The organism is Candidatus Poribacteria bacterium (genome assembly GCA_026706025.1).
Lineage (GTDB): Bacteria > Poribacteria > WGA-4E > WGA-4E > WGA-3G > WGA-3G.
Genome location: JAPOZO010000087.1, coordinates 79,327 through 92,226 on the forward strand (window position 1 = coordinate 79,327; position 12,900 = coordinate 92,226).

General features: G+C 46.9%; 12 protein-coding genes. 10 read left to right on the top strand and 2 right to left on the bottom strand.

The genetic code is table 11. The annotated features are described in order from the left end of the window. Positions 1-32 precede the first annotated feature (32 nt). Genes OXH00_22135 through OXH00_22145 form a run of 3 tightly spaced genes read left to right on the top strand, consistent with a single transcriptional unit; the run spans position 33 to position 3,203 of the window. A complete protein-coding gene (locus OXH00_22135; GenBank protein MCY3743723.1) occupies positions 33-1,049 on the top strand; it encodes a glycosyltransferase family 9 protein in 1,017 nt (338 codons plus the stop codon). Beyond that, the gene (locus tag OXH00_22140; protein MCY3743724.1) at positions 1,043-2,548 is read left to right on the top strand and encodes a hypothetical protein; all 1,506 of its coding nucleotides are present in this window, start codon (positions 1,043-1,045) and stop codon (positions 2,546-2,548) included. Before OXH00_22135 ends, OXH00_22140 begins: the two co-directional genes overlap by 7 nt. Further along, complete coding sequence (locus OXH00_22145; protein ID MCY3743725.1) at positions 2,529-3,203, top strand: TVP38/TMEM64 family protein; 675 nt, start codon at positions 2,529-2,531, stop codon at positions 3,201-3,203. Before OXH00_22140 ends, OXH00_22145 begins: the two co-directional genes overlap by 20 nt. A 1-nt stretch (position 3,204) precedes the next feature. Here the strand turns inward: OXH00_22145 and OXH00_22150 are convergent, their stop codons facing one another. Next, positions 3,205-4,545: a hypothetical protein gene (locus OXH00_22150; GenBank protein MCY3743726.1), complete on the bottom strand. Its 1,341-nt coding sequence runs from the start codon at positions 4,543-4,545 to the stop codon at positions 3,205-3,207. Then, positions 4,542-5,156: a hypothetical protein gene (locus tag OXH00_22155; GenBank protein ID MCY3743727.1), complete on the bottom strand. Its 615-nt coding sequence runs from the start codon at positions 5,154-5,156 to the stop codon at positions 4,542-4,544. The genes OXH00_22150 and OXH00_22155 overlap by 4 nt, the downstream gene beginning before the upstream one ends. Before the next feature lie 568 nt (positions 5,157-5,724). On the opposite strand from OXH00_22155, the gene OXH00_22160 reads away from it, so the two are divergent. The 7 genes from OXH00_22160 (at position 5,725) to OXH00_22190 (ending at position 12,873) form a co-directional block, all read left to right on the top strand. Continuing rightward, positions 5,725-6,180, top strand: a complete 456-nt coding sequence (locus tag OXH00_22160) for a hypothetical protein (protein MCY3743728.1) — start codon at positions 5,725-5,727, stop codon at positions 6,178-6,180. 122 nt (positions 6,181-6,302) lie between these two features. After that, entirely contained in the window at positions 6,303-7,631 is a 1,329-nt protein-coding gene (gene nusA / locus OXH00_22165; protein MCY3743729.1) for a transcription termination factor NusA, read from the top strand. 391 nt (positions 7,632-8,022) lie between these two features. Beyond that, positions 8,023-10,056 carry a translation initiation factor IF-2 gene (gene infB, locus OXH00_22170; protein ID MCY3743730.1) on the top strand — a complete coding sequence of 678 codons (2,034 nt, stop codon included), beginning with the start codon at positions 8,023-8,025 and terminating at the stop codon, positions 10,054-10,056. 86 nt (positions 10,057-10,142) lie between these two features. Next, complete coding sequence (locus OXH00_22175; protein ID MCY3743731.1) at positions 10,143-10,427, top strand: DUF503 domain-containing protein; 285 nt, start codon at positions 10,143-10,145, stop codon at positions 10,425-10,427. Between the two features lie 42 nt (positions 10,428-10,469). Continuing rightward, positions 10,470-10,853, top strand: a complete 384-nt coding sequence (gene rbfA / locus OXH00_22180) for a 30S ribosome-binding factor RbfA (protein MCY3743732.1) — start codon at positions 10,470-10,472, stop codon at positions 10,851-10,853. Further along, positions 10,850-11,881 (top strand): bifunctional oligoribonuclease/PAP phosphatase NrnA, encoded by a 1,032-nt coding sequence (locus tag OXH00_22185; protein MCY3743733.1) that lies wholly within the window; start codon positions 10,850-10,852, stop codon positions 11,879-11,881. The genes rbfA and OXH00_22185 overlap by 4 nt, the downstream gene beginning before the upstream one ends. A gap of 5 nt (positions 11,882-11,886) precedes the next feature. Further along, a complete protein-coding gene (locus tag OXH00_22190) occupies positions 11,887-12,873 on the top strand; it encodes a bifunctional riboflavin kinase/FAD synthetase (protein MCY3743734.1) in 987 nt (328 codons plus the stop codon). The last annotated feature ends 27 nt before the right edge of the window (positions 12,874-12,900 follow it).

Sequence of the window (12,900 nt, forward strand, 5' to 3'; positions counted from 1 at the left end):
TGCAGTTCCGTTAACTAAGTGTAAAGGATAGGATGTTTACATTTGAGCAGATTGACCGCATCTTAATTATCAGACTTGCGCCACTCGGCGAAACAGTCTTAACAACACCCGTCATCCGTGCTTTACGTCAGCACTTTCGCGATGCGTATATCGCCTACATGGTGGCACCGACGCGAGAGGATTTGGTGTCCGCGAGTCCATATCTCAATGAGGTGCTGACCTATCAAACTTCGGTGCCGAGGCTCATCTATCAGATTGCTCGTCGAAAATTCCAGATGGCGGTGGTACTACAACCAACGTTCCGCTTGGTGCTTCATACATTTCTTGCTCGAATTCCGTTTCGTGTCGGTTTTGAAACAAATGCTGGTGGAAAAAAATTATTAAGTCTCGCAGTACCAAATAACACTGCACAGCACGAGACACAACGCTATCTCGATGTTGTTCGTGCGCTGGGTATTGAAGTCGTAGACGATGAACCGGAAGTATTTATTGATGATACGGGCATCGCATGGATGAACAATTTTCTTGAAAACCAGAAGATTAATGACGGTAAACCTCTCATCGGTCTCAATCCGGGAGCCGCGACTGCTTACCGCCGCTGGAACGCAGCGAATTTTGCCGTTCTCGGTGATCGACTTCACGAAACCTACGATGCACACATTGTCATCACGACCGGACCGCGGGAGGGTGAATTAGCAACGCAAGTGGCGGCGCAGATGTCGTATTCACCCATTATTGTCAATCAGGCAACGCCGATGCAACTTGCGGCACTCCTGCAACGGTGTAATCTTTATATCAGCAACGATACGGGCCCGATGCATCTCAGCACCGCCGTAAAAACGCCGACGATTGCCTTGTTTGGAGCATCAAATTTCATTCAGTGGGCACCACCGTGGGACAGGCATGCAGTGGTTGCCTGTAAAGCGTGTGAATTTATGAAAACACTCTCGTCCAAGGAGTGGGACGCGCATCCAGATCGCGCACGCGAGAATTTTGAGGCGATTACCCCAGATGCGGTTATGGCAACAGCGGAGAAACTCGCATGGTGAACTCTGAGCATAACCAAACTCAAGGATTAGATGCACAACGCATCAAAAATTCCCTCACCGACATTCGTGATAGAATGTATCGGCAGATCCTCTTACAGAAAATCGCAGCTGCGCTTTTCTGTGGGCTTGTGCTGCTTGCGATTTTATTCATGCTGAATCGAGTAATTCTCCTACCGATGCAGATGCTGAGTATCAGTTGGATCGTCGTAGCTGCAGCGGTGATTGTAGGTATCTGTCTCAGTATCAGCCACCGTAAAGATTTGTTGTCTGTGGCATGGACTGTTGACAAAAAAATGGGGCTTCGCGAGCGTCTCGGCACAGCGTTTGGGTTAATTCAAACCGATCCCCAAGGCGAGTTCGCACAACTCCAAATCCGAGATGCTGCAGAGACGCTAACAACCTTAGAGCGCGCAAAGGTAAGCCCATATCGTGTGCCAAAATTACTGAAACTATTTCCAATACCGTTGCTGTTGATTGGATGTTCTTTCGCTATTCCCTTTTTCTACGAGGTGCCGCAACCACTCACGGATCTCCAGCAGGGCGTTTTAGATAAAGCCATTCAGAATCTTGATGGAAAGCAAGTCAAGAGTTCGACGCTACAGGAGCAAATCGCAAATACTGTGAATCAATTGAAAACCGCACAGGATCTTGACACGGCACAACGACATCTCAGCGACTTAAAAAAAGAGGTACGCAAGCAGCAATCACAGCAAAACGCTATCACTGAAGCCACAGAAGAGACACAAAGTTTTCGCGGTATGGATGCTAACCAACTCGCTGCGGAACTGCAAACGGTTGCTGAGCAGACTGAGATACCGCCAGAGCTCCAAGCCGAACTCATGCGTCTTTTTGAGCGTTTGGCTGAAAATCTACCGGAGGGACCACTCAATGATTCACTGAATCAGATTCAGGGTAAGTCAGTCACGCCGGAGACGTTGCAGGACATCATTGATGCACTTGAGACGATGGATGCGTTAACCGACCTTGCACAATTGGAGGCGCAACTCACAACAAACCAGAAGGAGTTAGCACTCGCAACGCTTGAAACTGCGTCCCAAGAGGGTGGGATTGCGAATAGTGACGGGACACCTGGACAAAACGCCGGAAGCCGCGAGGTACAAGGGACTCATGAAGGGGCAGTGGATGCCGATCCACAGTCAGCATTGCAGGCAACCGATACAAACAAAGTCGAAAACGAAACAGACAGTGAAAATTCTGCACCGCTGATGGGTGAGGAAACACCAATCCTACAGATTGATGGACAGCGGTTGACACTTACAGCAGAGACTTCTGGTAATACGCAAGGTTTTTCTAATGCCATTACCGGTGAGGTTAGCGACAATAATCCCGACTATTTACCTTTCAGCGATGTAGTCCTCAACGCGGGGCGCGCGTATGCCGAAGCCGTGAACAATAATCGTATTCCTGTCCGGTATCAAGCACAGATTAAAGCCTATTTGGAGGCGGTTTCAAGGAAAAATGAAAAAGAGCCTAATTAAAATTGCGACCACTGTCGGCATTGTTACAATAGTTTATCTCGTGTTGAGACACTACGGCATAACAGACGAGATTCGGTTAGAAAATGTTCCAAAAATCAAGACATGGGTGGCGAGTTTTGGGGCAATTGCGCCCTTAGTCTATATGGGGCTTTATCTTGTCTCCACTGTTTTTTTTCTCCCGGGTTCCCCCGTAACTGTATTAGCAGGCTTCGTCTTCGGCCCGTTGTGGGGGGTATTCTACGCCTCTATAGCCTCTATCATTTCGGTTTCCGTTGCATTCCTCATTGCCCGCTACGTCGCGCGCGATCTTGTTGAGCGGTGGGTCAAGGGGAACGCCCAATTCCAAAAAATAGATGAACAGGTTGAAGGACAGGGATGGCGTATCTTGATGTTCACACGCTTGGTCCCGATTTTCCCCTTTAACCTTCAAAATTATGCCTATGGACTCACCAGCATTCGGTTTCCCACTTATGTCATTGTCTCTGCTATCTTTATGTTACCCGGTACAGCAGTATTGGTCCAACTCGGTGGGGCATTTGTCAGTGGCGAAGGCAACTTTTGGAAAACCGCAATCTATCTCGGGATCGCGGGCATCCTGATGCTTTTACTATCATTGATCCCGAGATTTTTGCGAAAAAATCATACGAAATTATAACTCAAAGAGAGTGATTAGACTGCTGAATTAACGCCGCTACAGCAGTCAGTGCTTCCTCGCGCGTTCGGATTTCGCCATCAAATTGGCGTTCTTCAATCTCTTTTAACAACCTTCCGATCTGTTTCCCTTCTTTCAAATTGAAGTTTTTAATCAAATCATTTCCCGTGATGAGTCTGCCCTGTTTGCTGATTGGTAGGATATGTTCATAATAGGTCTTCGCAATCTGTTTCAATACTGTTGGGTCAATCGGATGGGACGCTGCCGCATAGAGAAGCACACCCCACCAGTCGGAGGCGTAAGTTCTGATAAAGCGTATTATCTGTTTCTGGGTCAATTGCCGATTCTTATTTCTAAGGGCTTCGCTGCCACTGAGAAGACGTTTCATAAACTGTATTGCTTTACGGCTCAATCGGAGGTGCGCGCCGACACCACTGAGGTTATCTCCCAAGAGTAGACTGAACTTGATTAATGAACGCCGGTTGATTTCCACACCGAGCTTTTCTCGGAGATAATCATAAATTGCGCTGCGGTATAGATGAAGTGCTGTAGGAATTGGGCTTTTCTCAAAAACCTCAAGCGAATTCCATGACCTGTTTGTCTCTTTTATAGATGGAAGGACTTCGGTAAGTAATCCGGCTGTTTCCATTTGTTGCAGGTATGGACGCGCCTTCTTAACATTAAAAATTTTCATCAATTCGTCGCGGCATCGTTCCCCCGCTACGTTAAACAGTAACGCTCGGTGCTTTGTTACTAAATTGATCGCGCTTTCGGAAATCTTGAAACCCAACTGCGCTGCGAATCTGTAAATCCGCAGCAAACGAAGGGGATCATCTCGCACCACCTGTTCACTCGGAAATCGGAGCAAACCTATCTCTAAGTCTTTCATACCGTCACAAGGGTCAATCACGTGGAAGGGTTTTTGTTCACGCGCGTTATTTGTAACCAATGCCACATTTTCAAACGCAATTGCCATTGCATTAATCGTCAAATCTCGTAAACGTAAGTCCGCAGTGAGCGATGCCGCTCGGAATTGTACAAAATCCATGCTTAGGCACGGAGGTTCCGACCTGTCATCTTGTTTGACAATTACGCGAGCAGTGGACGGGTTTTCTTCAAGTGCTATGCAAGTTGCATTGATACTGGCGGCAAACGCTTTGGCGAACTGAATTGCATCCGAAGCTAAGGCAAGATCAATATCTGTCGTCTGACGTTTAAGTAACAGATCTCTCACGCTACCACCGACGAGATAAAGCTGCACGCCTCGCGCATTGGCAAAATTACCAAGGGCCCGCATGGTTTTATTGCCAAATAGTTTTTGAAGCGTCTGAATCCTTGTGTTCATTGGGTTGCCCGTGCTTTCTGGCGTTGTGCTTTCCGAGAACGAAGTAGGATGCCGTCCAGATGGAGATGTGTCGCATAGCCGATGAAACCCGCCACATAGAAGGGTAAACCGCTGAGGACAGTGGATGGAAGGTCATCCCACTCTTGTAACGCATTGAATTGGTCTGCGAGGTTGCTATCTGACTGCCATTCTGGATATCCGGCATAAATCGGGATGAACAGGAACACACTCGGCAGCAAGATCATGGTAATTTTGGCGTGTGTCCACCCACGATGTTTGCTCATAATCGGGAGCATCGCGAAGAGTCCTAAGAGTGCCGATTCAAGGTACCTCTGTAAAAAAACAATCAGTACCACATTCAGCACAAAGAGTACACTATAAAATATTTTCTGGCTTTTGCTCTTGATATCAACATCCGGCCACAATCCAAACAGCACTGCTACGGCAAAGCAACCGATGATTTGTACAAAGGCTCCCACCGGTGGTATAGTTGGATTCCAATCCGCGGGCATCGTATCATAAAAAATTGGAACGGCAATGGCAGCGATAAGTGAGATAATGAAAAAAGTACTGTAAGCGACTAACCCACCGATCCAGTGTTCACGGAACATACTCATGGAAAATATTATAGCGTACTTTTTTGAAAAATAAAATGATTTCTACAACTTATAGTAAATCCCATAGTTATTTTCACACACGATAGTTTGTAGGGACTCGGTCACCCAGCCCCTACGAAGTTGCGAAGTGTAAACATATTTTTCTATTTTACTATAATTGAGCCAGCGAAGACTGTTTTACGATATTTACGCAAACTTTGCCGACACCGCACAATACTTAGGATTTAATCGAAAAATCGCGTAAACCCTATTTAATTTGACTTACGACACAAGATATGATACAATTATGTCATAAGCTTTTGTGAATCTCGCTTCAGTTGCATGTTTTGGCTTGATTGTAACAGGGAAAACAGGTATGATGTAATACAATACAGGTAATGGAAGAGAATTAATACGCCGTTGCTTGGCAATCGGTAGAAGTTGTACGACGCAGCTGCTTTAGAATTAGGGGCGGACACGTTTACCTCAGTGCTACGCCTTCCATCTGCATGATACAACATAAAATGAACCGCGAGGGACCTCTACTATTGGGATATTTCGCGTTTTTTTATATATTATAGACATGACAACAACCGAAAAAAACTCTATTATTGAAATGTTAGCACCGATGCTCGACATTGATGGTATTGAACTCGTCGATGTTGAAACGCACGAACAGACCCTGCGGTTACTCATTCACAAGGAAGGCGGCCTTTCGGTCGCAGATTGCCAAGCAGTGAACCGTGTGGTACACCCGATTTTAGAAGTCCATGAGCATTTAGCGAGTTATGCACAGTTGGAAGTCGCTTCACCCGGGATAGATAGACCTTTGCGAACTGCCAAGGATTTTCGGCGAAATTGTGGGCGAACCGTTCAGATAGAAGTCGCTTCGGCATCAGAAAATGAACACGGCTCTCATGTACAAGGCACAGTTGTCGAAGTACATCCAGAGCGGGTCGTTTTGGCGCAAACTGACGGAAAGAGTATCTCTGTTCAGCTTTCACAAATTCGCAAGGCACATATACACCTAAAATGGTAACTCGCAAATGCGAAGGATGCACATCGCACGTTATGTCAAAAATTGGAAAGGAGTACGCGGACTGGAATTGTATAACTTGTTGTGGCAAGTCTATATGAAATAGGAGTTCGCCATCGTTACTTATGTTAGAGAATCTCCAAAACGCTATTCGTCAAAATACTGCGCAGACAGATTTACCTGAAGAGGTGTTTGTTGAGGCGATAGAGGAAGCACTCCGCGCTGCTGCACGCCGGGTTTACGGTCCCGATGCCAATGTCTCTGTTGAAATTGATTTGGAAAAAGGGGATATACGGTGTTACGTCCCTAAAACAGTCGTTAATATTATGCGTGATTTTTCCACAGAGATTCCTATTGAGGAAGCCGTGAAACTTCAGGAAGATATTGAACTCGGCGAGATGTTGAAGGTCGAAATCAATCCGAGCGAATTTGGTAGAATTCCGGCGCAATTGGCGAAGCAAATCCTTTTCCAAAAAATCAAACAGGCGGAACGCGAAAGAATCTATCAGGAATTCGCTGGTCGCGAGGGTGAGGTCATCACGGGTTATGTCCAGCGTTTTGAACGTGGCGGTATCATCTTAGATCTTGAGCAGACGGAAGCTTTTTTACCGCCCCGTGAGATACCACGGTCGCAGAACTATGAACGTGGCAAACGGTTACAATGTCTGATTTTATCCGTAAAAAATGAGACCCGTGGTGCCCCTGTCATCGTATCTCGAACGCACCGAGATCTCGTAGCAGTGTTGTTTGAGCAAGAAGTTCCGGAAATCTACGAAGGGCAGGTACGTATTATGGCGATTGCGCGGGATCCGGGCAATCGTGCGAAGGTGGCTGTTCAAGCAACTGAAGAAGGGATCGATGCTGTTGGCACATGTGTCGGTGTTAAGGGAACTCGCGTCCAAAATATTATTAGCGAACTTGATGGGGAGAAAATTGACCTTGTTGAATGGAGCGAGGATATAAGTGCTTTTATTGCTAATGCTTTGGGGCGGCGCGCGGGTGTCCGTAGAGTCGAACTCGACGATCAAAATAAAAGTGCACGCGTGATTGTTCCCGACGATCAACTCTCCTTAGCTATTGGTCAACGCGGACAGAACGCACGGCTCGCCGCAAGATTGACGGGCTGGAAAGTTGACATAAAAGGTGAATCCGAAGCTACTGTTTCGATTAACGAACTCTTTAAACCCGAAGAACCTGATGCTCATAAGGCTGATGAACAGGTGCTGGATAGCCCTGAAGACGCTACTGACAAAAATCTTGAAGAACAGACTGCTAATACGCCTGAGGGAATGGAGGCTGAGGATATTGAGGCGGATGCGGATGTGGAGACCCTTGAAGTTGAGGCATCGGAAACCCCCGACGCGGAGAATAATCTGTTGATAGATTCCGAAGAGGATGTTGAGGCAGGCGACGTTACTGCTGAAAACGATGATCTTGACCTTGAATCTGAATAGTCTTTTGAGGGCATCACCTTCTGATATCTAATACCGGCGCGAGGATTATCGGTATACCAATTGTAGGGTGAAAAAAGTGGGTGAAATTCTTGACGGATGTTATTCGCACTTGTATTGGGTGCCGTGGAAAGTTTTCGCAAAAAACATTGATACGATTTGCGAGTCAAAAGAATGAAACACTCGGAATTGACAACCGGAAGAAATTGCACGGGCGCGGAGCTTATGTCTGCCGCTCTCAGTCTTGTATTCAGAAAGCGTTTAAGTCTCCGAGGCGGATTAATTCGCTATTACGTGTACAACTGACAACTGGGGTTATACAGCGGTTTGAGGAAGTCCTTCTTGAATGGACCGAGAAATCCGCCAGCACAATAGAAAAACAGGAGGAGCTATCATGAGCAAAGAGCCACGCCAGCGGCGAAGATCCGCCAAAGGGAATCGTGAAGAAAAAAAAGATCAGGGTACACCGGTTTATGAATTGGCAAAGCAATACGACATAACAACCAAGGAACTTGTCGCGCTCTTGGAAGAACATGGTGTCCGCGTTAAAGATGATAGGAGTACCCTTGATGCGGATACCGTCGCCTTGATTGAGTCCGAGATAGTTGAATCGGTGGAAACCGTTGCTACACCTCAGGGGGCAGTTGAAGACACCACAGAGGCATTATCTAATACAACGAGCGATTTGCAAATCGAAGAGGGCGCAACTGTTGCCGACCTCGCCGCGGCACTTGAGTTGCAGCCTTCGGCACTGATTATGCAACTCATGAAATTAAAGGTAATGGCAAACATAAATCAACGGCTTGATTATAATACCCTTGTGATGCTTGCGGAACACCTAAATTTTCATGTAATCAAATCACCGACACTTGAGGATGAACTGTTAGTCGAGGTGCCCGATCCACCAGAATCTTTGCAACCCCGGGCGCCAGTTGTCACAATTATGGGACACGTTGACCACGGCAAAACCTCTCTTTTGGACTCTATTCGTCAATCAAACATCAGTGAATCTGAAGCAGGGAATATTACACAACATATCGGGGCTTATCATGTGACTTTAGACGGAGGCAGTGTCGTTTTCTTAGATACCCCTGGGCACGCGGCTTTTACCGCAATGCGCGCACGGGGCGCACAGGTGACTGACATCGTTGTGCTCATTGTTGCAGCTGACGACGGTGTCATGCCCCAGACTGTTGAAGCGATTAACCACGCAAAAGCTGCTAAAGTCCCTATTGTCGTCGCTATTAACAAAATAGATGTCCCTGGCGCGCGTCCAGATTATATCAAACAACAATTAACAGAACATGAACTTGTCCCTGAAGACTGGGGTGGGCAAACTATTTGTGTTGAAACTTCTGCTATAGAAGGAACAGGCATCGACTTTTTGCTTGAGATGCTCCTTTTGGAGGCGGCACTTCTTGAACTTAAGGCGAACCCAAATAAATCTGCTCGCGGCGTGGTTATTGAAGCACAGGTAGATAAAGGACGCGGGGCAGTTGCTACTGTTCTCGTCCAGTCCGGCACCTTGCGGGTTGGAGATGTCTTTGTTTCTGGTAGATATTCGGGGCGAGTGAGGGCAATGATGGACGACTTTGGGAAACGGATGAAAGAAGCCGGCCCCTCGGTACCTGTTGAGGTACTCGGCTTTACCGGGGTACCTGAGGCAGGCGACAAGTTCTACGTCGTTGAATCTGATAGAGATGCCCGCACCATCAGCGAAACCCGCCAAGATCAGTACCGGACCGAGCAACTCGGCGCAAACAGCCATGTCAGCTTGGAAAATCTATTCCAACAGATTCAGGAAGGCGAGATTAAAGAATTAAATGTCGTGCTCAAATGTGACACCCAAGGTTCCATACAAGCCGTTGCCTCATCGCTGCTCGAATTGAGTACCGATGAAGTTAAAATCAACATTATCCACCAGGCCGTTGGCGGTATTACTGAAACCGACATTTTGCTCGCCTCCGCATCTGATGCTATTGTCGTCGGTTTCAACGTTCATCCTACGACAGAAGCCGTACAAGCCAAAGAAGCTGAGGGAATTGATGTTCGGACCTACAACATAATTTATAACCTCATTTCCTATATCCGATCGGCGATGGAAGGTTTACTTGATCCTGAGGTCCGAGAGGTTGTTATCGGGCGGGCTGAAGTTCGCGAATTGTTTAGGGTGCCACGGCTCGGTTTAGTTGCTGGCAGCTACGTCAATTGGGGGCGCATTTCTTACAATCAACCGCTTCGTATCCTTCGCGATAATCGTTTGATTCACGAAGGAAAAGTCAATTCGCTGCGTCGATTCAAAGATAATGTGAACGAAGTACAAGCGAACTATGAATGCGGCATCGGCATAGAGACATTCGACGACCTACAGGTTGGTGATGTTCTTGAGTGTTATGTCCACGAGCAAGTCGCACGTTCCCTTTCGTAAGCACTTGAGCTCGTAGAATAATTTATTTACCCAAACAGCGCGGTTGAACACCGTGCCTACTATCACAATTAATTAACACCTTATTAATGCATATCGGTGTTTGTAAAATCCGGCTACGCATCCCTGATAGCCAATCGTTGAAGGCGAAACGCCGGGTTATCAAAAGTCTTGTCGATAGACTCAAAAATCGCTTTAATATCGCTATTGCGGAAGTTGAAGCGTTAGATGCACATCAGTTCGCGGTATTAGCCGCTGTTTCTGTTTCCAACGATGTAGCGCATCTCAATAAACTTATCTCGCATGTCATCGCTTTTGTTGAGAAAAATGTAGACGCTGAGTTAGTAGATTACGAAACAGAATTTTTCTTCTGACGAAACTCGCAAGTCAAACTTGCTCTGAAAGATAGGGACAACATGGCAGATAGTAGAAGACAAGATCGGGTGGGAGCCCTCATTCAACGGGAATTGAGTGAGATTATCCAACGTTCTGTCAAAGATCCACGTGTCGCATTTTGTACTGTCACACAGGCAGAAGTGTCACCCGACCTGAAGTATGTGGATGTCAAAGTCAGTGTTATTGGGGACGAGGTACAGAAAGACAAAACACTCGCGGGGCTGAAAAGTGCCGCAGGATTTCTCAGGCGAGAAATCGGGAATCGCCTCACGCTCCGGTATTCGCCCGAACTCAGGTTTGCTATTGATGAGTCCGCTGACTACCTCTTCAAAATAGATGGACTCCTCAAGTCTGTTACATCAGAAGACGAGACATCCGAAGGACAGGCAACCGACCTTTCATGAACACCTTAAAGATAGTGGATATGCAGAACTACCGCGCACTCCTTACCCTATTCAATCGCTACCATGACTTTGCACTCTCAACGCACATTAACCCTGATGGCGACGCAATCGGTTCCGAATTAGGACTCTACCTCTTTCTCACGAGGCTCGGAAAATCTGTTAAAATATTTAATACAGATGCTGTACCGGGGAACTATAAATTTCTGCCTTGCTGGGAGAACATTGAGGATGTACATGCGCTTAGTACCTATCAGCCAGAAGTGTTAATTGTATTAGATGCAAGCACACTCGAACGAATTGGGAAAACACTTGCCAAATCCTTGCTCCCGACGCACAAACTCGTTAACATTGACCATCACGCCACCGCAGAGGCCTTCGGGGACATCAACCTCATTATGCCTTCAGCTTCTTCTACGTCGGAGATTGTCTATAAACTCATTAAATATCACCAGACACCAATAGATAAATCGTGTGCACTCTGTCTTTATACAGGACTTATGTTTGACACCGGTTGTTTTCGCTACAGCAATACGACAGCTGAAACACATCGAATCGCTGCAGAATTAATTGAGATAGGGGAATTCGCACCAGATGAAGTCTACCGCAACGTTTATGAGCAACTTCCTGTCGCTAAAATTCGGCTCGCAAGTGAAATCCTCCGCACATTGCAGGTGACTGAGGATGGAAAAATCGCATCAGTGTACGCTACACAAGGGATGCTCAGAAAAACCGGAGCGACTGCTGACGCGGTAGAAGGCATCGTGAATCAGATTCAAGCAATAGCCGGTGTTGAGGTGGCACTCTGTGTATCTGAGATGACCGATCGAAGCGCAAAAGTGAGTCTGCGGAGCCAGGGACACGTTGATGTAAGCCAACTTGCATCTGAGTTTGAAGGGGGCGGACACGCACGCGCTGCAGGTTGCAGAGTTGTCATGCCTTACCTTTCAGCCGTTAATACCCTTGTTCAAACTGCACAACGTTACATTGATCAGAGTGCTTTGGAACATGGTGATTGCCAGAAGGATTGACCAACGTGGAAAACCCTAATAATAGGAGCCATCTACAAGCCTCCCCCACAACTTGTAGGTTGGATGACATAACCGGATTCGATAGAGGCGCAGCGGTTACTTTTGGCGTGTTTGATGGGATTCATATTGGGCATCAAGCCGTTATCAGTAACCTTCTTGAACGTGCTGCACAGCATCAGTTGCTGAGTGTCTTGGTCGGCTTTTATCCACATCCCCTCGCTTTCCTTGCCCCAGAACGGTGTCCACCTCTTCTCACTCCGCTCTCCAAACGCGTCGAAATTCTTCAGCAGCTGGGTATTGATAAGATCGTCATGCTCAGTTTTGATGCACAAATAGCAGCAATGTCTCCGAAATCATTTGTAGAACAGGTCCTCTTAGAAAAGTGTCGAGCCAGACATGTTGTCGTTGGATATGCTTGTCAGTTTGGCAAAGACCGCGCTGGCAATGCGCAACGGCTGGCAGAACTCAGTGAGGCCTATCCGTTTGATGTCACTATTGTTCCACCGACGGAGATCAATGGGGCACCCGTCCACAGCACCCGAATTCGAGAAGCACTCTCGCACGGTGATCTGCATTGTAGTTCACAATTATTAGGGCGATCCTATTCCTTGCTCGGTCATGTTGTTCATGGTGATGGACGTGGCAAAGAGATTGGTTTTCCAACTGCTAATATAGACACACAGAATCAGGTGTGTCCACCAAATGGCGTTTATGCTATCCGGGCGAAGTTAGAGGAACGGTGGTTAGACGGTGTGTTGAACATCGGTCTGCGCCCTACATTTAACGGCACAACTGTTCAGGTGGAAAGTCACTTCTTTGATTTTCATGAAACCATCTACGGCAAGCCTGTAGAAATATTTTTCGTAGAGAAAATTAGGAGTGAACAAAAATTTCCGAATCCTGAGATACTCATTCGACAAATACAACACGACATCGCTGAGGCAGCGAAGATTCTTGCCGAATCTACCCATTCGCATAGAGGTGTCCCTTAAATGCAGATCATCTGTAGGAGCGAGCTA